The sequence below is a fragment of the Methylobacterium sp. genome, from assembly GCF_019745455.1.
In the GTDB taxonomy this organism is placed as follows: domain Bacteria; phylum Pseudomonadota; class Alphaproteobacteria; order Rhizobiales; family Beijerinckiaceae; genus Methylobacterium.
The window spans coordinates 1-20806 of the sequence record NZ_JAIETD010000127.1 but is presented as its reverse complement, the minus strand read 5'-3'; the positions used below and the strand labels follow the sequence as shown (position 1 = coordinate 20806).

The following is a 20806-nucleotide window of genomic DNA, read 5'->3' as shown; positions in this document are numbered from 1 at the left end:
CCTGGTACCTGCGTTACCCGCTGAGCTATCGTGACATCGAGGAGCTGTTCCTGGAGCGCGGGGTCGAGGTGGACCACTCCACGCTGAACCGTTGGGTCCTGGCCTACGCGCCGTTGATTGAGAAGCGGCTGCGCCAATTTCGCAAGCCGCACTGCGGGTCGATCCGGATCGATGAGACCTATATCAAGGTGCGTGGTGAGTGGCGCTACCTCTACCGAGCTGTCGACAAGTACGGCAACCCAGTCGACTTCCTCCTCACCGCCAACCGCGATCTCGACGCGGCCAAGCGGTTCTTTCGTAAGATGCTAGCGGATCAGCCACTTCTTGCGCCCGACCGGATCGGCACGGATGGTGCCTGCATCTATCCACCCGCGATCGTGGCTGCGAAGAGCGATGGTTTTCTGCCCCACGCGCCGCTCCACTACGTTACCAAGCATCTGCAGCAAGGCATCGAGAGCGACCATTTCCGGGTCAAGAAGAACATGCCCCGGATCGGCGGCTTCCGCTCGTTCCATACAGCGCGACGCACGATCTGCGGCTTCGAGGCCATGCTCTGGCTGCGGAAGGGCTTCGGTTTCGCCGGCGCGTGGACGGTCCGCGAGCAGAACCGTCTTCTCGCACTCTGCTTCGGGCTTCCGCAGGCGAACAAAGCGTGAAAGCAGGACGGTAGAGAGCCTTCTGCGGCCTGACCCTGAGTTCGCGACAGGCCCGGCGCTTCCACTCCGGGCGGAACACCACCTGCGCGACCTTGCGGTTCTCGGCCCATTTCGCCGCGATCAGCTCAGCCCCTTCGCCGCCACCGTGCAGGAGGATCATGTCGGGGTGCTTGACCCGCACCTTGTCCAGGGTATCCCAGATCACCGTGATGTCCTGGAACTGCTTGCCGCCCGTGAAGGCGATGCGGGTGCCCGGGGGCAGGTGAAGCTCGGTCTCGGCCCGGCGCCGGGCGCTGATGAAGTCCCGGCTGTCGATCATCGCCGCCGTCATCGTGGCGCGGTTGACCCGTGATCCGGATTGCGGGCGCCAGAGCGACCGGGTGGTGCGGGTGAACAGGTGGGCCGCCGTCTCGCGGGCGTACTCGAAGCTGTTGCGACGCTCGGACAGTGTCTGCCCGAGGGCGATGAGCCGCTCCAGCTCGACCGAGAGCACCTCGCTGCCGTCCTGCTCGCGCTGGCTCTTGCGCTGGGCCTGCTCGTTCTCGTCGAGCTTGCGCTCGATCAGCTCGGCGCGGCGGTGGAAGACGTTGACGAAGCCCCAGAGCACGTCCTCGATGTCGTCCTCCAGGCGCGTGCCAGTGAAGGCCTGTTCGAGGGCGGCCATCGCCTGGGTCAGGGCCCCGTCCAGGGCGGGTTTGTTCGGCAGCGGCCGGGGGTCGTCGTGCTCCTCGAACGGGCGGTATCCGGTGAGCGCCAGTTCCTCCAGCAGGCTCGGATCGGCGGGCAGATCGTCGTCGAGGTCGTGATCGAGGTGGTCGAGCATCGCCGGGGGTCCTTCGGGTCCGGGTAGCCTCGCGTCCATCGAGGCCTTCATGGCGACCCAAGGCCGGGCTCGGGGGCCTGGCGCACCCGCGCGAAGTGTCCGCATCGCACTTTTTGCGATGCGGCTGCGCGGGCCGAAGCGTCAGCGGAGGACGGCTCCAAGGCCGGCGATTTTGCTTCGCGATGCAAAGCCGCCGTCAGGCGGCGGCGGAAAATCGTCGGCTATGAGCCGTTGCGCCCAAGGCGCCCGACCCGGCATCCAGTCGCCCTCTCAAGAAGGCCGTGGACGTGAAGGCCCTCTCCGGCTCGGAGTCATCCTGCGTCGCGCCGGGCAAGCCCGACCGGCTCAGGCGGCAACCGCCTCCGCGCCGTCCTCGAACAGGAGATGCGCCACGGCGTCGTTGGGGTCGAGCTGCGGGGCCAGATGCAGGGCGAGATCGCGCGGGCCGAGGTGGCACAGGTCGCGATTGAAGTCGTCCTCGCGCGGATTGAGGTCACTGACGGAGATACCTTGGGACTCGGCGCGCCGGCGCAGGGTCCAGGCCCCCCGCGCCCCGGCCTCGTCGGCGTCGCGGGCGATGTAGAGCTGGCGCAACCCGGCCGGCAGGATCAGGGCGCCGAGGTGGCCTGCCGAGAGCGCGGCCACATGGGGCACGGATCGCATCAGGCGATGGATCGACAGCACCGTCTCGACGCCCTCACCGGCCACCAACACATCCGATACGGTGCCGGGGAAGCGCACGCCATGGCCGAGCAGGTTGCCGAGCACGCGGCGGGGTTTGGGCAGATCGGCCTTGCGACGCCCGTCCGGCGCGAGCCAGGTCCGGCCCACCGCCGTGACCGCACCCTCAAGATCGGTGACGGTGGCGAGCAGCGCCGGAGCCCAGGTGTCTGGACCTGGGTGCTTGGCGGAAGCCCGATAGAGGCAGTGCCGGTGGAAGCGCAGAGCGTTCAAGCTCGCGGCGTGCTCGATCCCGCGCGTGCGCAGGTAGGTCTCCGCCGGGGTGCCCGCCAGCGGCCGTCCGTAGCGTAGCATCCGCTGGGCCGACTCGGTGGTGTCCCGCGCCGGGGTAAGCGCCTCGCGACGCTCCGGCACGGGCGGCTCGGGCAGGCTCAGGAAGGCCCGGGCTTCGGCGAGCGCATCACGCCAGTCCTCGCCGCGCTGAAGCCGGATCACGTCAAGGAGGTCGCCGTGCTCGCCCGTGGCCGCATCCTGCCACTTGCCCCGCCGGCCCTTGCCACTGGCCGGGCCGGTCAGGCGGACGTAGAGGGAGCCACCCTCCGTGTTGTAGACGTCGCCAACGCACCAGTACCGACCGGAGCGGTAGCCGTTCGAGAGGTAGCGCCGACAGAACCACTCGACGTTGTCGGCGAGTTGGGCCGCGATGTCCGAGGCCGGGGGCAGGGTGGGCATGGTCGAACCTCCGTCGGGTCGTAACATTAAGCGTGAGCGGTGACGGCGACGCAACGTAGGAGCGCATGGCGCTCCATCATCGCGGCCAGAATGGCCGCGCCACGCTCCCCGGTGGGAATGAACAGGCGGGTGCGCCAGGCGATCACCTCGGCAAACAGCCCGATCGTCTTCAGCCCCGACCGCGCGCTCTCACTCGCCCCGATCACTTCGATCCGATCCTCGGCCATCACTCTCGCTCTCTTGACCTGAAGCCCGCCCGTGAGTTGCAGGCTGGTCCGCCCGCCGAGCACGGCGGCGTAGGCCTCGGCCGGCGCCATGGCGGTGCCGGCGCCGAGGTTCAGTCGCTCGCGGGTGACGTGCAGGTCTTGGGCCTCGACCACGCGCCCGACGATGCGCTCGCCCTGATCCGTGACGAGGCGGAAGACGCGCATGTCGATGCCCGGCAGCCGGTCCCAGATCGGCAGGAGGAGCCCGGTGACGACGTGCAGGGTGCGCTCCTCGAACTCGGGCAGGGAGGCCAGCTCGGCCTTCCACGCCGCCACGAACGCCTCGACCGTGACCTCCTCGAACGCGGAGCGGGCGTACTGGTCGCGATCGAGGATCTGGCGCTGGAGCGGGCGAACGAGGCGGACGCGCGGTACGACGGAGCCGTCCTCGCGGGTCTCGCTCGCCGCCTTGCCCGCCAGTGCGGGACGGCCGGACTTCGCGTTCACCACCGGCTGGTAACCTTCCTCGACATAGGCGAGCGCGCTCTCCAGATCGAGCGGGCGGACCCGACGCCGCTCGGAGATCGTCAGAAGGTGCGTGCGCGCGCCGCTCTGCGGGTGGGTGTAGGCGACCTCGCGGTCGGTCACCGTGAAGGACTCGGCGGTGAGAACCTCGACGCCGATGTCGTAGACCCCGGCCGAGATCGCGCCCTCGATCACCAGGGCCAAGCGCTCCTCGAACGCCTCGAACAGGCGGTTCTGCATGGCGATGCGCAGGGCCAGCACCCGGTTGAGGAAGCGGCCGATCGCCGGCAGCTCGTCGAGGAGGCCGCCGGTCTCGTTGGTGAGGGCAAGCCCCGTCGTGGCCTCGAACTCCTTGAGCGCGCAGCCCTCGATCTCGCTGCGCACGATCGCCCAGAACAATTGGCGCAAGGCCGTGGCCGCGTAGGGCCCCTCCAGATTGTCCTCAGGTCGGAACAGGCCCTGGCCGCCGGTCTGGCGCTGGCCGCGCGTGATCGCCCCGAGGGTGTCGAGGCGCCGGGCGATGGTGGAGAGGAAGCGCTTTTCGCCCTTCACGTCGGTGGTCACCGGCCGGAACACGGGCGGTTGCGCCTGGTTCGTGCGATTGGTCCGGCCCAGGCCCTGCACGGCCGCGTCGGCCTTCCAGCCGGCCTCCAGCAGGTAGTGCACGCGCAGGCGCTGGTTCTTGGCGCCCCGGTCGGCGTGGTAGCTGCGCCCGGTGCCGCCGGCATCCGAGAACACCAGGATCTGCTTCTCGTCGTCCTGGAAGGCTTGCGTTTCCGAGAGGTTCGCCGCGCCTGGGCGGTTCTGCAGGACAAGGCGGTCGATGCCGTCCTTGCCCGTCTGGCGCACGATCCGGCGTGAGCGGCCCGTGACCTCGGCCACCACGCCCGTGCCGAAGTGGTGCAGGATCTGATCGAGGGCCGATTGCACGGGGGTAAGCCCGCACAGGTGCTCGATCAGGCTGTCGCGGCGCTCAACCGCCTCGCGGCACTGGACGATGTTGCCGTCCGCGTCGACCACGGGCCGGGACAGGATGTTGCCGCTGTCGTCGGTGTAGGGCTCGTAGAGCTGAGTCGGGAAGGCGCTCGCGAGGTAGTCCAGGACGTACTCGCGCGGGGTCACGTCGACCTGAAGGTCACCCCATTCCGATGAGGGGATCTCCGCAAGGCGCCGCTCCATCAGCGCCTCGCCGGTCGAGACGATCTGGACGACGGCGGCGTGACCGGCCTCGATCCCCGCCTCGATCGCCGCGATCAGCGAGGGGCACTTCATCGCCGTGAGCAGGTGATTGAAGAAGCGCTGCTTGCTCGACTCGAAGGCGGAGCGGGCGGCGGACTTGGCCTGACGGTTCAGCGTGCCCGAGGCGCCGGTCACGCCGGAGGCCTTGAGCGCCGCGTCGAGGTTGGTGTGGATCACCTGGAAGGCGTCCGCATAGGCGTCGTAGATCGCCGTCTGCTCGGGCGACAGCGCATGCTCCAGCATCTCGACCTCGACGCCCGCGTAGGAGAGCGAGCGGGCGGTGTAGAGGCCGAGCGCCTTCAGATCGCGCGCCAGCACCTCCATCGCGGCGAGGCCCCCCTGCTGCATCGCCGAGACGAAGTCGGTGCGTGCCGGGAAGGGAAAGGCGCCGCCACCCCAGAGCCCGAGGCGGTGAGCGTAGGCGAGCTTCTCGACCGTAACAGCGCCGGTGGCGCTGACGTAGAGTACGCGCGCATCAGGCAGCCGGTACTGCAAGGCCAGACCCGCCTTGCCCTGCTGCGAGGCCTCGACCACGCCGCGATCACCCGAGCCGGCCGCGGCATTGGCCAGCGCGTGCGCCTCGTCGATGGCGATCACGCCGTCGAAGTTCGGCCCGAGCCAGTCGCAGATCTGGTCGAGGCGCGAGGCCGCGCCGTTGCGCGCAGCCCCGCGCAGGGTCGCAAAGGTCGTGAACAGGATGCCCTCGGACAGCGTCACGGGCTTGCCCGGGGTGAAGCGGGAGAGCGGCACGATCTGGAGGGGCTCGCGCCCGAGATGGCGCCAGTCGCGCCGGGCGTCCTCCAGCAGGGCGTCGGACTTCGATATCCACAGCGCCCGGCGACGGCCCTGCATCCAATTGTCGAGGATGATCCCGGCGACCTGGCGTCCCTTGCCCGCGCCGGTGCCGTCGCCGAGGAAGAAGCCCTGGCGGAAGCGCACGGCCCCCTCGGTGCCCGCGGTCGCGGCCGAAAGCAGCGTGCCGGTCTCGTCCACGGTCCAGTGCCCCGGCAGGTGGCGGGCTTGCGCGGCGCCGGCATAGATCACCGTTTCGAGCTGGCATTCCGAGAGCAGGCCGCCCGTGACGATCGCGGTCGGCAGGCGCGGGGCGTGGCTCGGCCGGGGCAGGCGCACCGAGGCCATGGCCGTCGACTGCACCAGCGGCGTCGGGTGGGGTTGCGCCCCCTCGATCCGTAGGGTCTCCAGCCCGTAGGCCTCGTAGAGGGCGGCCTCGGCCGCCAGGGCCGCAGGGAACTCCTCGAAGATCGTGTAGGCCAGTTCCGGTACCCCCTCCTCGCTGGGGATCGGGGCAGGCGCCGAACGGGCGGCGACAGGGCGCGCGACCGCGCGGCGGGTCAGCCCCGGGATGGCACTGCGCGCCGGCACGGAAAAGGCCGGTGCGAGGCGGGGCGGCACGCCCGCCTCGGCGGCGGCAAGCAGGGCCCCGGCATCCGCGACGATCCCGATCGGCTCCGCGCCCCGACCAATCTCCGCGACGGGGACGCGGTCGAACACGGTGAGGCGCACGTCGATGGTGGTACCGTGCTTGGCATAGGCCCGACCCGACAGGCCGGCGGAGAAGACGAGGCGTCCGCCCCGCTCGGCCAGGGCCGCGAAGGCGGCAGCGGTCGACGGACGATCCGGGCGGAAGCCCTCACCCGTGATGGCGACGAGGCGCCCGCCGGGGGGCAAGCGCGACAGCGCCGAGCGCAGGTGATCGGCGGTGGCGTCGCGGTAGCGGCCCTCGACGTTCGCCGCGACCGAGAACGGTGGGTTCATCAGGACGACGTCGGGGACCACGCCGGCGTCGAGGCGATCGTGGATCTGTGCGGCGTCGAGCTGGGTGACGCCGCTGCCCGGAAAGAGCTGACCGAGCAACCCGGCCCGGGTCGCGGCCAACTCGTTGAGATGGAGGCGCGCGCCGCCAAGTTCGGCATGGATCGCGAGAAGGCCGGTCCCGGCCGAGGGCTCCAGTAGCGCCTCACCCGGCCGCAGGCCGCAGGCGAGCGCCGCGACGTAGCCGAGGGCGAGCGGCGTCGAGAATTGCTGATACGCCTCGCTCTCCTCCGAGCGCCGGGTCTGGGTCGGGAGGAGGCCGGCGATCCGCGCCAGCATGGCGAGCCGGGCCGCCGGGGTCGTGGCCCGGGCCTGGATCGCTGGCCAGAACCGGCGCAGGAACAGCACCTGGGCGACCTCTCCGGCCTCGTAGGCATCCTTCCAGAGCCAGAAGCCCTCGGCGTCGCTGCCGCCGCAGAACGCTTCCATCGCCTCGCGCAGGGCCGCCGTCTCGACGGCCCGGCCCTTGGCCAGGTGCTCGGCAATGCAGGTCCCCGCCTGGAGGATCGTGGCCGGGCTCGGGCTCGGAATAAGCGCCGTGCTGGCAAGGAGGTGCTGGGCGTTGATCGCGACGTTCATCGGGGGCTCCTGTCGGGCTAATCGCCGTCCGGCCAGGGCTCTCTCTCGCCCCTAACCTCGGCTTCCCCCCCTCCCGATCTCCTCTGCCTCTCGAACCGTGCGCCCGCGCACCGCCGCTGCCGCGTTGAGATGCCAACGACGGAGCATTATCAGTTCTGCTCAATGCATCAGGCCGATGCCCTTTGGCTATTCGTCAATTGACAATTCTACAATCACGACCTCTTGTTGTCGTGCACGCGGATTTGATTGTGAAGATTGACGCCCAGAGCGATATCGGACACGCAGACCGCGCCGAGTGGTTCGTGGAGGGATGTGTGGGTTGAGCAAGCCGAAGACGAAGGAAGCGGCACGACTGATTTCCTGTACGAGTCGGGTCGTGAGCGCGTACGCTGCTGGCAATAAGCTCAGGCCGGATGATCTGGTCGACTTGGTGATGCACGTCGCCCAGGCCCTGGGCTCCACGTCCTCCGGCCAGTTCGTCCCGCAGGCCCCGGCCCCGATGATGCCCGAAGAACTTCTCGACTCGATCCGGTTCGGCGACATCGCCGCGCGCAAACCTCGCCGTCTCACACCGGCCGAGATCGAGGCCTCGATCCAGGACCGGTATCTCATCAGCTTCGAGAACGCCCGAACCTATTACATGATGCGCCGGCACCTCAGGTCTATCGGCCTGACGCCGGACGCGTACCGGGCGAAGTGGGGCCTGCCCGAGGATTATCCCGTGGTGGCGCCGTACTTCACGCGCAAACGCCAGGAACTCGCCAAGCGCATGAAGCTCGGCAATCACGAACGCCCGCCCCCGCCGCCGCGTAAGGACAAGCGCAGGTTCCGGCTCGAGAGCGGCGTCTGGATCACCAACACCCCGACCGATCCCGCATCTCGCGATCAAGGGTCAGATGACCCGGAACGACAGAACCCCGTGCTTCTCGGCACGGGGATGATGGTCACACCCGAGGTCCCAGCGCTGGTGGTGAACCTAAACCAAGAAACCCCCGCGCCTCTCGGCGCGGAGGTCATGGAAACGCCTGAAGGCTTCATGGTGCCGGCGACGATCCCGGTCTGAGACCGGGTGGTCGCCGGAATGCGGGCTACTCGGCCGCGATCCGGTAGGCCTCGATCTCGTCGGACCCGGCAAGGAACTCCGGGAGTGCATCGGCCTCACTCGCCTCCTCCGCGCCGCCAAGGAAGGCGGGCAGCGCTTCGGCTCCGTCCGACTTGGTCACGTCCGAGCCGTCGGCCTCGGCCGGGGCAGCTGTCGCCTCGGTCTGGATGCCGGGCGTGCGCAGGATCTCGGGGAGCCAGCCAGAGTCGGCCATCAGGCGCTCGGCCTCGCGCGCCATCTCGCCCTTCTTCAAGCTGTCGAGGAGGCGCGCGGTGTCCTCGCCCTTGGCCTCGCGCACTGCCGCGAGGATTTTACCCTTCGTGACCCGGTTGAAGTAGTTGGCCGCCGTCGGCTTCCAGTCGCGGGTGAGGTCGAGCCCGACGAGCTGGGCCAGCCGGTCGGCATGGGGCAGGGCCTCGGGACGCCGGTCGAAGGGCGAGTGCATCGCGTTGACCGAGAGGCCCGCGCACAGCGCGAACAGTTCCGTACGCTGCTCGGGGCCCAAGTCGATCAAGGCCTCCCAGATCGCGCCCTGCTCGGACGGCAGGCGCTTGGCCCAGGCCTCGCGCCGCGCGTCGAGGGCAGTCGCCGGCCGGAAGGCGTCGAGGCCCTGGACGGTGTGGTCGGCGCGGGCGGAGATGGTCGAGACCTCCAGGCAGGAGCCCGTGCGGTAGCCATTGACGATCACCCGGATCACCATGGCGTGCAGCACCGCGATGAAGGCGGCCTCGGGATCGTCGGCCAGGGCTTCGCGTAAGCCCATGGTGCGGTAGGTGCTCAGCTCGGTCCGGTGCTGTTCGGACAGGGGACGGTCGGTCTCCTCCGGCTCGGCCGGGGCAGATGCCGCAGTCCCCCCGCCGATGGTGATGACCGCGCGCATCACGCTCGGAACCGGGGTGTCGCCGGGGATCGGCCGGGGCCCTGCCGCCGCCGGGGCGGCCGAACCCTGCCGCTCGACGCCGGCCGGAGCGCTAGGCTCGCCCGTCGCAGCCTCGGTCTCGACCGGACGCTCGTCCTCGGGCCGGACGTAGCCACGCCGCACGGAGGGACGGCCGTCGTAGTCCAGGGTGACGAAGACGCCGCCGATCGCGATGTCTGCCGGGTCGTAGATCGCCGCGCGCGCTTCGAACTCGGCGATCTCGACCTCCAGGGCCGCCCGGCGCTCGTCGATCTCGGTCGGGACCTCGTCGTTGTAGCCATATTGCTCGTTGAGCTCGTCGTACTCGGCCACGGCCGCTTCGAACGCAGTCTCCTCGACCTCGTCGAGCTCGGAATGGGTCTTCAGGGGACGCAGGCCGTAGGTGCGGCCGTGACCGAGGCTCAGGGACACCTCGATCCACTTCCAGCCCTCGGTGGCGACCGTCTCGCTGAAGGTCGCGAGCTTGGCCTCGGCCAGCCGGTTGAGCAGGTCCTCGTCCTGGAACCAGCCGTCACCGCGCTCCGCGAACAGGTCGCGCAGGACGCCGCCGCCGGCGGCGACGTAGGCCTCCTCGCCGACAAACACCGCGCGGGGTTCGCCGATGCTGACCGAGCGCTCGGTCAGGGCCTGACGGATCGACCAGGTGCTGATGTTGCCGCGCTTGTTCAGCGCCTCCCAGACCCGGACCTGACGTGCGGCGTCCTCGGTGACGGAGAAGGCCATCAGGCAGTCGAGCGTCATCTCGTCCGCGCCGTAGGCCTCCAGCAGGGCCGGGGAGATGCCGGCGAGCCGCAGGCGCTGGCGCACGATCGTCTCCGTGACGAAGAAGCGGGCGGCGATGTCGGCGCTCGGCATGCCCGCGTCGGCCAGCGCCTTGAACGCCCGGAACTGATCGAGGGGGTGCAGGGCCTCGCGCATGGCGTTCTCGGCGATCGAGTCCTCGGTCGCGCTGATCGCGCTGTCGGCCGCGCGCACGATGCAGGGCACCTTGACCGTCTTGACCATGCGCTTGGTCTTCACGAGGTGCTCCAGGGCGCGGAAGCGCCGGCCGCCGGCGGGCACCTCGTAGCGTCCGGTCTCAGCCCCGGCCTCGTCGAGGATCGGGCGCACGCTCAGGGACTGGAGCAGGCCGCGATGGGCGATGTCCTCGGCCAGGTCCTCGATGCTCTGGCCGTTGGCGATGCGGCGCACGTTGGCCTGGCTCAGGGCCAGCTTCTCGAACGGGATCGCGACCGCCTCGCTCAGGGTGATCTTGGCGGCCTTCGGGGTGCTCTTGGCATTGGTCATGGTCATCATCCCTTGGTGCGGGCGGCCCGGCTCTCTCCTGACCTTCAAACCCTCACGAAGGCGAAGCCCCCCTCTCACTCTGGAGGGAGGCCGCGGGGCTCGACCGACACCGGATCAGGCAGACCCCAGGTCCCCGGCGCCCGACACCGGGACGAGGATCAGGGGCGGCACGGCGCCCGACTCCGCCCGGGCGAGCCGGGCCACGACGCCGCTGAGCGTCTCTCCGGCCCGATGGCAGCGGCGCAGCTCGGCCAGCGCGATCATCGGCTCGCCGCTCTCGTCCGCCGCCTCCTGCAGCGGGCGCTCCATCCCGGGCTGCCAGTATTCCAGCCCTGCCTCGAACACCCCGAGCTGGGAGACCCAGGCGCGCTGGTAGGCCAGGCCGTTCGCCCGGCAGAACGCGTCGAGGTCGGGGGTGCGCCCGCGATCCTGCAGATCTTCCAGGTCGACGTGGCGGCCGGCGGCCAGGGCCTCGCGCACCAGGGTGTCGGCCTCGGCGTAGTACGCTGTCGCAGCCGCGATCAGGACGTTGGCGCCGGCTTCTCCGGGCAGGAGCCCGCCGATGGTGATCGTGGTCATCACATACTCGCCCATAGTCTTCGTCCTCGTGCAGCCGACCGCCGGGGATCGGCGAAGCGTCACGGGCGAAGGGGCCCTCCTCTGGCGTGAGGGGGGCCGCAGGGGCGGCGTCAGGCGCCGGCGTGGACGGCCGCAGGCGGCAGGCCCGGCCGGGTCGGGATCGGCTCAGGCGATCCGGACTGGATTTGCAGCACCACGGCCCCGGCCGAGGTGAGGTCGTGCAGCTCGATCAGCACGGTCAGCGCCTTGCCCACGTCCCCACCGAGCAAGGCGCGACCCTCGTCCAGCGAGGCGGCATGGCAGCGCCGGACCAGCTCGCGGGCCCCCGCCTCGAGGACCGGGTCGGGGTCCTCGACCGAGATGTCGAGGGTCAGGGCGAAGGAGAGGGGTTCGGTCATGGCGCGTTCCTGGGCGTAGCGTGGTCGGGCTCCCGCGAAGCGGCGGGATCTCCCCCCCTCAGGCATTCCCTCTCACTCTCACGGGCCGACCCGAGGAACCGCCGGACCCTTAACGGGCGCGTGTCCTCTTGCCGGGCGAGGCGCCGGATCAGGATCAGCTCCGCGTCCGAGCAGGTCCCCCGCACCTTGATGTCGACCCAATGCCCGCTGCGTCCGACATGGCTGTCGCGCAGGCGGTGGTTGGAGGAGGTGTAGAAGCTCTCGTTGGGCTCGCACAGCCGGACGCGCGAGGTCAGGAACAGGATGCCCGAGCCGAGATTGCCGCAGAACAGGCGCTCGTCGGCGCCCGTAGTCTTCGGCCCGCCCCCGACCGTGCGCTGGCCGATCTGGCGGAATGCCTCCGCGAAGCTCGCAGGGCTCGGGGTGGTCCGGGGGGTCAAGGTATGCTGCCCGCCCCAGGGGGGCCGCGCCGGGTCGATCCGCCCGGTCGCGATCTCATGCAGCAGGGTGGCGAGATAGCTCGGATCGGCCGGATACGGGCAGGCCCGCCAGAGCGCCCGGATCGCCAGGCGCCGCTCGGCAGGGTGCGCGAACAGGCGCTCCCGGGCCCGGCGCCAGCCGGCGGCCCGCTGCCGCCGGCCTTCGATCTGCTGGCGCTCCCATTGCCCGGTGCGCCGAACCATCTCCTCCGCGACGCCGAGCTGGCGCTCGGCGATAACGGGGGCGAACAGGGGCAGGGCCGCTTGCTCGCGGACCTGCTTGTGGCGGTAGGCGGCGCGCTTGCGCGCCGTGTCCTCGAACGCCGTCGGGCGGGGCCAGGGCTTGAAGCGCATCACGCCGCCGCTCGTAAGGCTGCCGGCGCTGCATGGTCGTCCCCCGTCTCGTCGCCGCCCTCGTCGGTCTCCGAACCGGCGCCCCCGTCAGGCGCGAGTTCGGCCGGCAGGTGGCTGAGCAGCCAGTCGGCCGAGCGGCTGGCGAGGCCCGCCGCCTGCACGATGGCGCGCGGGTCGGAGCGCAGCACCTCGAGCCAGGAGCCGATATAGTCGGCGTGGCGCACCGTCGGCACGATGCCAAGGCTGGCGCAGACGTAGGCTGCCGAGATCTCGGCCACGAGTTCCTCTCGCGCGTAGCCCTCGCTGCCGTAGCGGTTGGTGAAGTCCCGCGCGAGCCGCGAGGCATGGCCCGTCGCGTGGCTCATCTCGTGCGCGGCCGTCCTGTGGAAGTTCACCGGTTCGTGGAAGGACTGGGGCGGGGGCAGCACGATGGCGTCGTCGGCAGGCCGGTAGAACGCGATCTGCCCGCCGATGTGAATGCTCAGCCCCGTGGCCTGCATCAGCGCGCGGAAACGTGGCTCGATCAGGTCCTCGCGCGGCGGCGGCGGGGGCGCGTACAGGTCCTCGGGCAGGCCGTCGCACTGCGCCGCGTTGAACACGGTGTACTGCTTGAGGAAGGCGATCGAGCGGGCCTCCTCGCCAGTCTGCGAGGCGCGTGCGCGCTCGCCCTCGGGCGTGAAGCGGTCGGCGTAGACGACGGGCGTGCCCTTCTCGCCCCGGCGTACGCAGCCGCCGAGGCCGAGCGCCTGCCGGAAGGTGAGCCAGCGCTGGCTCGGGTAGCCCGCTTCCATGCCGCTTCCCCAGAGCAGCATCACGTTGATCCCGGAATAGGCCCGGTTGGTCGCCGCGTTGCGCGGCATGGCGACCCCGGCGGCCCCGGACACGTCACCCCAGGGCTGCACCCAGGGCACCCGGCCTTGTTCGAGCTGGGCAATGATCGTGTCGGTGATGCGCTGGTAGAGGTCGGCGCGCTGGACGGGGGCGGCTTCGGTACGGCGGGCAGTGGGCTTCCGGGACGAGGAGGGGCGGCGGGCCATCGGAGGACTTTCGCGACGGGCGCCGGAGCCTCTCTCCGACCTGTTCTCCCGTCACAAACTCTCCGATCTCCTCTGACTCCGGCTCGACCTTCGGCCGGGCATCTCGGTCAACTCGGTCAGAACCGGTCAGTCCGCTTGCCTTGAACGCGTGTGGTCACTCGATCCCTACACCTCTGGATTACGGCAATGCCCGCGCTTAAGATTGCAGGAGCACGGCATCTACGACCTGTGGCATGCCTGAACCCGGGACGTATCTGGTGTCTTGCTCGACCGATCCCGAACAGACGCTGGAACAGCGCACGATCGCCGTGCACCGGCACTACCTTGCGGCCCTGATGCGGATCGAGGCGCTGGTCGAGGCGGACACCGCCGCGGTCAGCGCGCAGGAGCACGTCGAGGCCGAGGCGGCTCATCTCCAAGCGTTCGCGATCCTGAACTTGTTCCTGAGCGAACTCGGCTACGTGCCGAAGGGCCTGGCCACTCGGTCCGATCTGGCCATGGCGCTGGCCTGCGAGGCGGCACCGCGTGGAGAGGCGCGCCAGCCGGACCTGACGACGCGCGCCGTGGCGCGAGCCGAGGCGCAGAACTCCTAACCGAACCCTGGGATGGACTTATGGCTTTCGTCAGCGTCACACGGCTGCGCATCCGCTCCTGGCGGTTCATGCCAGGCTTCGTCGCCGATACGCTGCGGTCCCTATCTCAAACGCGGGATGCGGCGGGCTTCCTGCATGGCAGCCTGCTGGCCGATCGCAAACGGACGTTCTGGACCCTGACGGCTTAGGCCGGCCGTTACGATAGCGTAGGCCCGGGTCGGTAGGAGGCTCGCGCCTTGGCGCGAGCCGAGGCCCGGTTCAGGTCAGCTTGATGAGGGCGGCGAGCGCCCCGAACATCGCCACGAAGCCGGCGGCCGTGAGGCTCCCCAGGCGCACGGTAATCTGGAGGGTCTGAAGCTCCAAGGCGCCGCGCAGATCCTCCTTGGTGGCGAGGTCGACCATGATGAACTCCCGGGCCGCTTCGGCATGTGCCTCTGCGTGGTCGGTGGGGATGCCGGCCTCGCGCAGGGCCTTTGAATATCCGAGTGTATCAAACGCGTAAGCCATGTCAGTCGCTCCGTCATCGTCGCACGATCCCGCCCCGCCCGGGTGGGGCGGGGCGTCGAAGGCCGGGGGGTCAGTCCCGGCGGCGACCGTTCGGGCGGGTCCAGACCAGGGAGAACCGGCCGTCGTCCTCGCCGTAGAGGTTGGCGTAGAGGGGGGCGGCGAGGCTCGGGTCGTCGAGCTTGATCGAGATGTAGTCCCGCTCTTCCTTGGACCGCTTGGCCCAGCCCGCCCCGATCTCGGCCTTGCCGAGGAAGATGCGGTGGGTGGGGGCGTTCTCGCCGCCGCGGCTCTCGGGGACGATCGCGACCTTCTTGGCCTGGATGGTCAGGGTGGCGATCTCGCCGGTGAAGCCGTTCTCGGTCTGGGTGAAGGTGCCGATGGTCGCCATGGTAGTGTTCCTTGTCCCGTTGCCCGGAGCCGCACCCTTGCGGCCTCGATGGCGGTCGTTGAGCCGGAGGCGACCGGCGCCGCACCTGCTTGCAGGCCGCAGCGTCAGCGGAGGACGGCGAGGGACGGTTTTCTTGTCTTGCGCGAGGAGACGCCGTCAGGCGGCGGGGAAGAAAACCGGCATCCGCCGTTGCGGTGGTCCCGGGCGCCCCGGATAGACACGCCCATCAACGAGGCCGTGGGATGTGGCCCCCGCTACAGGACGCGAGGAGCCCCTTGGCCAACCCCTGCACCGGCCTGCAGCCGGTTCTCGGCTCTATCGGATCACACGCCCCCGCTCAGGCTCGGTGTCGTGCATCGGCCGAGCACCAATGCGGCCCATGACGCGCTCCCCCCCCTTCTCACGACGCTTAAGCCGCGTCGCTCCTGGGGTGGCCTACGCGCTCAGGCAGAGGTTCGGGCATCGAAGCACCGGAATGCCACCGCAAGCCACCGACTCCTCCCGCGATCCCGAGGAAGGGGGCCGGTGGCCAATCACATTGGTCCTGGAATGCTCAGGCCGCCTTCGGCCGCCGACCCCGGAGCCGTGCTGCCATTACGGGCGAGAGGGAGTCGCCTTCAATGTCATCCAACCGCGGTCTAGGGTTCCCATCACTAGGCCCAAACCCCGTGCGACGCGCAAGCTCAGAGAGTGCTGCCGAATAGTCGGAGCAGACGGAGGGGTAATCGTGCGGCAAGCCATAACGTACCTTGTACTCAGGGAACCTGAGCCTGTTCTTGGCCAGATGACGCTTGAGCAGCTTGTAGGACTTTCCATCGATAAAGGAGATCAACCCATCAGGCCTGATCGAGCGGCGGATCGCGGCTTGGCTTGGCTTTTCAAAATTGGGCTCGGCGGATTCCGTCATAGGATTGATGAGCCGCACAAAAGCCGCGTGGACCGACTGTATCAGATCGGGTAGATCAGAGGCTTGGATACGATTATTGGCGACATAAGCTTTAATAATATCCGCTGCTCGCGTTAATGTCTGAAAATCTCGCTCCGGTTTCATTTGTATGGTTTGCATTTTTACTTCATGCTCCAGAGATAAAAATATTCTGAGATACTCCTACGCGCTCGGGCAAAGCTTCGGGCATCGAAGCACCGGAACGCTGCCCCAAAGCCACCGTCTCCTCCCGCGATCCCAAGGAAGGGGGCCAGTGGCCCATCACGCCAGTCCTGGAATGCTCAAGCAGCTTTCGGCGGGCGACCCCGACGCTTGGGTGCCGTCTCATCGGACGGGGTGGCGTCGATCCCAACGGCATGCGTCTGCGGTGTCCGGGTAACCTTACGCCCGAGACCCATCTTGCGCGCGAGTTCGGCGCGGGTCGCCGAGTAGTTGGCGCCTGTCGCAGGATAGTCGGCCGGCAGGCCGTAGCGCGCTCTGTAGCCCTCGATATCGAGCCCGTTGGTCCTGAGGTGACGCTTGAGCGTCTGGTAGGTCTTGCCGTCGATGAAGGAGATCAGTCCCCCCGGCGTGATTGAGCGGCGGATCGCGGAGGGGCTCGGCTGCGCAAACTCAGGCTTGGCGGGCTCCGTCACAGGATTGGCGAGTTGGACTAAGGTCGTGTGGACCGCCTGTATCAGTCCTGGAAGATCAGCAGGCTGGACGGAGTGATTGGCGACATACGCCATCACGATGTCCGCCGTCAGCGGGATCATCGTTTTGTTCTGTTCGACGTTGAATTGCGTGTCTTGCATTATTTTTATATCCCCCAGAGAGGAATATACTCTGAGGAACTACGATCGCTGGTCAATCTACTGTTAGCGAGATCACGCGCCCGTGATTGTCGTTCAAAAGATTTTGTCACGCATTCGATAAATCCCGTCGAGGGATGAACGGCCCGTTCGGATCGAGCGTGCAGAGGGCTGAGCTCGGCTCCGCCCCCGAAGGGAGGGGGGGTCACCCCTCGTGGGGATCGAACTCGGTGACGACGTCGGCCTGATCGCCCTCGAACTCGTCGGCGGGCAGGACGGCGAACCCGGCCTCGGAGCGGAAGACGATGACGGCGACCATCAGGGACTGCGCGAGGCTGTGAGCGTAGCGGTTCGCGAGGGTGAGGTTGGTCGCCATGGGGTTGGGCTCCTGCAGGAGCGGGGGTGATCCCCGCTCGACAGCGCCCCAAGGAGGCCGGGAGAGGCCGCGATCACCGCGTAGGCGTCAGCCGAAGCGGCCGCCCGCGCATGCGGAGCGGACCCCTTGCGGGTTGATCGTAGAAGGCCGCGACGGCCTATCGGGGTAGCTGAGAGAGAGCGGGGTCATCCGCCGCCCGAGCCGTGCACCGACATCGACGGAACAACAGATCGGGGGGATTCGCCGTTTGCGCGGCTGTGCTAGCGTGACCGCATCGTGCCGATCCGCCCCGAACATCGCCACTTCTACCCGATCGACTGGCCGCAGCTCTCGGCGGTGATCCGCTTCGGGCGCGCGGCCGGGCGCTGCGAGCGTTGCGGCCGACCGCACGGGCAGGTCATTGTCTGCCTCGACGGCGGGAACTGGTACGATGCGCAAGCTGGCGCGTGGCGTACGGATCGCGGCCGGGTGCTCAAGCGAACCCCCGATCTGGCCAGCGCCCGGCTGACCCGGCCGATCCTGGCTGCGTGCCACCGGGCGCACGACACCAGCCTGAATGGGGACGGCGACCTCGCGGCCTGGTGCCAGCGCTGCCACCTAATCCATGATCGGCCCGAGCATATCCGGCGCCGACGCCTGACCTACCTGCGGCGGCGTGCGCTGGGCGACCTGTTCCTCGGTCCGTACCCGAGCCTCTAACCGACCATCTCCGTCTGCAGGCTGGGGCTGGTGGTCGCGACGCGATTGCGACCGCCGCGCTTGGCCGCATAGAGCGCGAGATCGGCCCGCTTGAGCAGGGTGTCGATGGTGTCGTCGGGCGCCCATTCAGCAAGGCCGATGCTGGCGGTGAAACGCAAATCGGGCTGCCGGGGCACATTGGTCGCGGCACACTGGCTGCGGATGCGGTTGGCAACCACGGCCGCTCCGGCGAGGCCGTGCCCCGGCATCAGCACCGCGAACTCCTCGCCCCCGAGCCGGCCGGTGATCGCTCCAGTCTCGCGCAAGACCCGGGCGACGCAGCGGATGACGACGTCCCCGACATCATGGCCGTAGCGATCGTTGATGCCCTTGAAGTGGTCGATGTCGATCTGCAGCAGGGTCAGGGGGGCTACTGACGAGGCATTGGCCAGCGCGATCCCAGCCCGGCGCATGAGCGCGCCCCGATTGAGGAGCTGCGTCAGGTGGTCGGTGTCGGCCTGCTGGATCAGCGCATGCTGGAGCTTGAGCACGCGCTCGGCCGAGCGCAGGCGGCCGTGGAGTTCCTGCGGGCTTGGGGGCTTGGTCAGGAAGTCGTCGGCGCCGCTGTCGAGGACTTCGGCCAGCGAACGCTCCTCGCGGGCCGAGGACATCACCAGGATGGTCAGGGGCCGGCGATCGTCGGCGAGCGCCCGCAACGACCAGCACAGCTCCAGCCCGCAGATTGGTTGGACTTCGAGGCTGGTAAGGACGCAGGCCACGGTCGGGTCGGCCTCGACATGGGCGAGCGCCTGACCTGAGTCGGTGAAGGCCACGGCGGTGTGCCCTCCGGCGATCAGCATCTCCGAGACGATCTTGAGGACGACGCGGCTCGGATCGATCAGGGCGACGTGCATAGGGTCTTCGTCAGGCTACGAGAGGGTCGGGTCGGGCGGTTCTAACGCTGGGTCGAGCCTCTGGCGCCGAGCTTGGCCTTACAGCCTTTGCGTCGTGTTCGCCCATCACAACGTAGCAGGTCCGGTTACGGCCGGTGGCCTTGGCCTCGTAGAGGGCGGCGTCGGCGAGGCGGAACAAGTCTGCGGGGGCGCCGCCCTGGCGGGGCATGGCAAAGCCGAGGCCGATGCTGACCGTGATCGATCCGACCTCGACGCCATCGCTCTCGACGACGAGGGCGGTCACCGCGGCATGGATCGCCTCCGCGACGTGCACGGCACCTTCCGCGTCCGTGTCGGGCAGAAGCACGGCGAACTCTTCGCCGCCGACCCGGGCGACGAAGTCGCTCGCCCGGCGTGAGCAGGAGGCGAACGCCCAGGCCAAGTTCTCCAGGACGCGATCGCCGCCGGCATGGCCGAAGCGGTCGTTGAAGCGCTTGAAGTGATCGGCATCGATGGCGAGGAGAGCGAGGGGAGCGCCGCGACGGCGCGCCTCCGCCCAGGCCCGAGCGAAGGCTTCATCGAAGGCGCGCCGGTTCGGCAGGCCTGTGAGGGCGTCGGTGCGCGATTGCCCCGCCAGTTCGGCCTCAGCCGCGTTGCGACGCTTGAGCTCCCACGCCACGAGCAGTGAAAGCCCGATCGTAATCCCGCAGAGCGCCAGCACGAGCAGCCCGATCACCAAGGCCTTGTCGCGCCATTCGGCCTCGATCTCCCGCGTGGAGAGGGCGACGTTGATGTAGAGGGGCAGATCGCCGACCTGAGTGAAGGTGTACAGGCGCTCGATGCCGTCGCTCGGCGTCACTCCGACAAAGCTGCCGCTCGTCTCGCGCAGGAAGCGCTGCACGTTGGGCGAGTCCGCGAAGTTCGGAGCCAGTTCGGCGTTCGGCTCGGGGTATCGCACGAGGCGGGTGCCGTCGCGGTGGAACAGGGTGATCGTACCGGACTCCCCAAGCCGGATGCGCTGAAACAGGCGATCGAAGTAGCTCAGGGACAAGCTGCCGAGCACGATCCCGCTGAATGAGCCGCCGGGCATGCCCGTGCGCCGGCTCAGCACGATGACGGGCTTTCCGGTATGCTGGGACATCAGGGGCCGGCTGATGTCGAGGCCTAGCCCCGGGTTCGCCTTGTGCGCCTTGAAGTAGGCGCGGTCGGCGTTGTTGAGGCGCCGGGCGGGCCAGCCGGCGGCGTCGTAGATCGCGTTGCCGTACTGGTCGAGTACGAGCAGCACGCCGAGATCCTTCGCGTTGACGGCCCGGTCGAACAGGATGCGCTGGCGGTACTTCGGACTGATCTCCTCAAGATCGTACATCTTCAGGTTCTCGACGAGGCTCTGGAGCGCCAGGTCGATGATCTCGACGTTGCGGTCGATGTCGCGCTCGATCACCTGGATCAAGTTGTTGGCGGTTTGCTCGGCCTTGCTCCAGGCGTCCTGTCGGAGCTGCAGCAGCATCGTGGTACAGACCGCGACCATGCCGACCGGCACGAGCACGCCCATCCCGATCCAGGTTCGGGGGGAGCGCAACCAGCCGGGCATGTGTCGCGCGGGGGCGCTCATGGCAGGGCTCAGGCATCCAGCGGAAAGCGTGGGACGAAGGCGGCGGCCACCGGCTTAAAGGCTTCGACGACCGTGGCGTCGAGGCGGCCCGTCATGCTCTCCAGGATGGCGAAGGCCTTGTCGCCCGGCATCGGCGGCTTGTAGGAGCGACGCTCGATCAGGGCGGCGTAGATATCGCACACGGTCAGCACGCGCACGAGATCGGGGATCTCGGCCTCCTTGAGCCCATCGGGGTAGCCCGAACCGTCGAGCATCTCATGGTGGGATCGCACGACCTGAAGCACCTCGGGGTGGAACCCCTGGCCCGCCAGCATGGCGTGGCCCATCCCAGGATGGCGCCGCATGATGGCCATCTCGTTAGCGTCGAGTTTGCCCGGCTTGTTCAGAATGGCCGTGGGCACATGGATCTTGCCGACATCGTGCACGAGGGCCGCCTTGGTCAGGCGGTGGCACTCGATCTGCCCGAGCCCAAGGCTCTGGGCGAAGGCGGCACTGAGCCCGGCCACCAGCAGGCAGTGAACCGCGCCGGGTTTCCCGGAGGCCATTTGGTTTGGGTCAGGCTGCCAAGGCTTGCGCCTCGGTTTGTGCATAGT

The 20806-nt window shown here is 68.9% G+C and carries 20 protein-coding genes and 1 pseudogene; 5 read left to right on the top strand and 16 right to left on the bottom strand.

The window, feature by feature from the left end; genetic code table 11:
* Positions 1-656 (top strand): IS6 family transposase (locus K2Y56_RS22350; RefSeq protein ID WP_292513001.1); only part of this gene is annotated, 656 nt, incomplete at its 5' end.
* A 115-nt stretch (positions 657-771) separates the two neighbouring features.
* On the opposite strand, the pseudogene K2Y56_RS22345 reads toward K2Y56_RS22350, so the two are convergent.
* The 3 genes and pseudogenes from K2Y56_RS22345 to K2Y56_RS22335 form a co-directional block, all read right to left on the bottom strand.
* Positions 772-975: pseudogene (locus K2Y56_RS22345) on the bottom strand (DUF2493 domain-containing protein); the annotation flags it as partial.
* 849 nt (positions 976-1824) lie between these two features.
* On the bottom strand, positions 1825-2892 hold the full coding sequence (locus K2Y56_RS22340; RefSeq protein WP_292512998.1) for a toprim domain-containing protein: 1068 nt from the start codon (positions 2890-2892) through the stop codon (positions 1825-1827).
* 26 nt (positions 2893-2918) lie between these two features.
* On the bottom strand, positions 2919-7274 hold the full coding sequence (locus tag K2Y56_RS22335) for a strawberry notch family protein (RefSeq protein ID WP_292512995.1): 4356 nt from the start codon (positions 7272-7274) through the stop codon (positions 2919-2921).
* Between the two features lie 310 nt (positions 7275-7584).
* On the opposite strand from K2Y56_RS22335, the gene K2Y56_RS22330 reads away from it, so the two are divergent.
* Positions 7585-8337 (top strand): MucR family transcriptional regulator, encoded by a 753-nt coding sequence (locus K2Y56_RS22330; RefSeq protein WP_292512993.1) that lies wholly within the window; start codon positions 7585-7587, stop codon positions 8335-8337.
* Between the two features lie 25 nt (positions 8338-8362).
* Here K2Y56_RS22330 and K2Y56_RS22325 read toward each other — a convergent pair whose 3' ends face one another.
* The 5 genes from K2Y56_RS22325 to K2Y56_RS22305 all read right to left on the bottom strand — a co-directional run bounded on the left by K2Y56_RS22325 (position 8363) and on the right by K2Y56_RS22305 (position 13429).
* Complete coding sequence (locus K2Y56_RS22325; protein WP_292512990.1) at positions 8363-10582, bottom strand: ParB/RepB/Spo0J family partition protein; 2220 nt, start codon at positions 10580-10582, stop codon at positions 8363-8365.
* 114 nt (positions 10583-10696) lie between these two features.
* Positions 10697-11224: a hypothetical protein gene (locus K2Y56_RS22320; RefSeq protein WP_292512988.1), complete on the bottom strand. Its 528-nt coding sequence runs from the start codon at positions 11222-11224 to the stop codon at positions 10697-10699.
* 47 nt (positions 11225-11271) lie between these two features.
* A complete protein-coding gene (locus K2Y56_RS22315; RefSeq protein WP_292512985.1) occupies positions 11272-11559 on the bottom strand; it encodes a hypothetical protein in 288 nt (95 codons plus the stop codon).
* Positions 11556-12392, bottom strand: a complete 837-nt coding sequence (locus K2Y56_RS22310) for a hypothetical protein (RefSeq protein WP_292513006.1) — start codon at positions 12390-12392, stop codon at positions 11556-11558. Before K2Y56_RS22310 ends, K2Y56_RS22315 begins: the two co-directional genes overlap by 4 nt.
* Positions 12392-13429 (bottom strand): zincin-like metallopeptidase domain-containing protein, encoded by a 1038-nt coding sequence (locus K2Y56_RS22305; RefSeq protein ID WP_292512982.1) that lies wholly within the window; start codon positions 13427-13429, stop codon positions 12392-12394. The genes K2Y56_RS22310 and K2Y56_RS22305 overlap by 1 nt, the downstream gene beginning before the upstream one ends.
* 233 nt (positions 13430-13662) lie before the next feature.
* On the opposite strand from K2Y56_RS22305, the gene K2Y56_RS22300 reads away from it, so the two are divergent.
* A complete protein-coding gene (locus K2Y56_RS22300; protein ID WP_292512980.1) occupies positions 13663-14022 on the top strand; it encodes a hypothetical protein in 360 nt (119 codons plus the stop codon).
* A 20-nt stretch (positions 14023-14042) separates the two neighbouring features.
* Positions 14043-14210 (top strand): hypothetical protein, encoded by a 168-nt coding sequence (locus K2Y56_RS22295; RefSeq protein ID WP_292512977.1) that lies wholly within the window; start codon positions 14043-14045, stop codon positions 14208-14210.
* Between the two features lie 70 nt (positions 14211-14280).
* Here the strand turns inward: K2Y56_RS22295 and K2Y56_RS22290 are convergent, their stop codons facing one another.
* The 5 genes from K2Y56_RS22290 to K2Y56_RS22270 form a co-directional block, all read right to left on the bottom strand.
* Positions 14281-14529 carry a hypothetical protein gene (locus tag K2Y56_RS22290; protein WP_292512974.1) on the bottom strand — a complete coding sequence of 83 codons (249 nt, stop codon included), beginning with the start codon at positions 14527-14529 and terminating at the stop codon, positions 14281-14283.
* Between the two features lie 70 nt (positions 14530-14599).
* Entirely contained in the window at positions 14600-14917 is a 318-nt protein-coding gene (locus K2Y56_RS22285; RefSeq protein ID WP_292512971.1) for a DUF736 domain-containing protein, read from the bottom strand.
* Between the two features lie 553 nt (positions 14918-15470).
* A complete protein-coding gene (locus K2Y56_RS22280) occupies positions 15471-15983 on the bottom strand; it encodes a MucR family transcriptional regulator (RefSeq protein ID WP_292512968.1) in 513 nt (170 codons plus the stop codon).
* A gap of 161 nt (positions 15984-16144) precedes the next feature.
* On the bottom strand, positions 16145-16657 hold the full coding sequence (locus K2Y56_RS22275; protein ID WP_292512965.1) for a MucR family transcriptional regulator: 513 nt from the start codon (positions 16655-16657) through the stop codon (positions 16145-16147).
* Positions 16658-16859: 202 nt separating this feature from the next.
* A complete protein-coding gene (locus K2Y56_RS22270) occupies positions 16860-17030 on the bottom strand; it encodes a hypothetical protein (protein ID WP_292512962.1) in 171 nt (56 codons plus the stop codon).
* Positions 17031-17306: 276 nt separating this feature from the next.
* Between K2Y56_RS22270 and K2Y56_RS22265 the strand changes: the two genes are divergently transcribed.
* Positions 17307-17729, top strand: a complete 423-nt coding sequence (locus K2Y56_RS22265) for a hypothetical protein (protein WP_292512960.1) — start codon at positions 17307-17309, stop codon at positions 17727-17729.
* Here K2Y56_RS22265 and K2Y56_RS22260 read toward each other — a convergent pair.
* Genes K2Y56_RS22260 through K2Y56_RS22250 form a run of 3 tightly spaced genes read right to left on the bottom strand, consistent with a single transcriptional unit; the run spans position 17726 to position 20758 of the window.
* A complete protein-coding gene (locus tag K2Y56_RS22260) occupies positions 17726-18622 on the bottom strand; it encodes a diguanylate cyclase (RefSeq protein ID WP_292512956.1) in 897 nt (298 codons plus the stop codon). The two genes, K2Y56_RS22265 and K2Y56_RS22260, sit on opposite strands and share 4 nt — an antisense overlap.
* A gap of 10 nt (positions 18623-18632) precedes the next feature.
* Positions 18633-20213, bottom strand: coding sequence for a sensor domain-containing diguanylate cyclase (locus K2Y56_RS22255; RefSeq protein WP_292512953.1), 1581 nt, complete (start codon positions 20211-20213; stop codon positions 18633-18635).
* 8 nt (positions 20214-20221) lie between these two features.
* Positions 20222-20758, bottom strand: coding sequence for an HD domain-containing phosphohydrolase (locus K2Y56_RS22250; protein ID WP_366849315.1), 537 nt, complete (start codon positions 20756-20758; stop codon positions 20222-20224).
* Between the last annotated feature and the right edge of the window lie 48 nt (positions 20759-20806).

Coding starts and splice junctions, on each gene's coding strand:
- K2Y56_RS22250 (WP_366849315.1), bottom strand. CDS start 20,758: ATGGCCTCCGGGAAACCCGGCGCGGTTCACTGCCTGCTGGTGGCCGGG.
- K2Y56_RS22335 (WP_292512995.1), bottom strand. CDS start 7,274: ATGAACGTCGCGATCAACGCCCAGCACCTCCTTGCCAGCACGGCGCTT.
- K2Y56_RS22305 (WP_292512982.1), bottom strand. CDS start 13,429: ATGGCCCGCCGCCCCTCCTCGTCCCGGAAGCCCACTGCCCGCCGTACC.
- K2Y56_RS22310 (WP_292513006.1), bottom strand. CDS start 12,392: ATGCGCTTCAAGCCCTGGCCCCGCCCGACGGCGTTCGAGGACACGGCG.
- K2Y56_RS22280 (WP_292512968.1), bottom strand. CDS start 15,983: ATGCAAACCATACAAATGAAACCGGAGCGAGATTTTCAGACATTAACG.
- K2Y56_RS22260 (WP_292512956.1), bottom strand. CDS start 18,622: ATGCACGTCGCCCTGATCGATCCGAGCCGCGTCGTCCTCAAGATCGTC.
- K2Y56_RS22315 (WP_292512985.1), bottom strand. CDS start 11,559: ATGACCGAACCCCTCTCCTTCGCCCTGACCCTCGACATCTCGGTCGAG.
- K2Y56_RS22340 (WP_292512998.1), bottom strand. CDS start 2,892: ATGCCCACCCTGCCCCCGGCCTCGGACATCGCGGCCCAACTCGCCGAC.
- K2Y56_RS22300 (WP_292512980.1), top strand. CDS start 13,663: ATGCCTGAACCCGGGACGTATCTGGTGTCTTGCTCGACCGATCCCGAA.
- K2Y56_RS22275 (WP_292512965.1), bottom strand. CDS start 16,657: ATGCAAGACACGCAATTCAACGTCGAACAGAACAAAACGATGATCCCG.
- K2Y56_RS22255 (WP_292512953.1), bottom strand. CDS start 20,213: ATGAGCGCCCCCGCGCGACACATGCCCGGCTGGTTGCGCTCCCCCCGA.
- K2Y56_RS22270 (WP_292512962.1), bottom strand. CDS start 17,030: ATGGCGACCAACCTCACCCTCGCGAACCGCTACGCTCACAGCCTCGCG.
- K2Y56_RS22285 (WP_292512971.1), bottom strand. CDS start 14,917: ATGGCGACCATCGGCACCTTCACCCAGACCGAGAACGGCTTCACCGGC.
- K2Y56_RS22325 (WP_292512990.1), bottom strand. CDS start 10,582: ATGACCAATGCCAAGAGCACCCCGAAGGCCGCCAAGATCACCCTGAGC.
- K2Y56_RS22290 (WP_292512974.1), bottom strand. CDS start 14,529: ATGGCTTACGCGTTTGATACACTCGGATATTCAAAGGCCCTGCGCGAG.
- K2Y56_RS22330 (WP_292512993.1), top strand. CDS start 7,585: ATGTGTGGGTTGAGCAAGCCGAAGACGAAGGAAGCGGCACGACTGATT.
- K2Y56_RS22295 (WP_292512977.1), top strand. CDS start 14,043: ATGGCTTTCGTCAGCGTCACACGGCTGCGCATCCGCTCCTGGCGGTTC.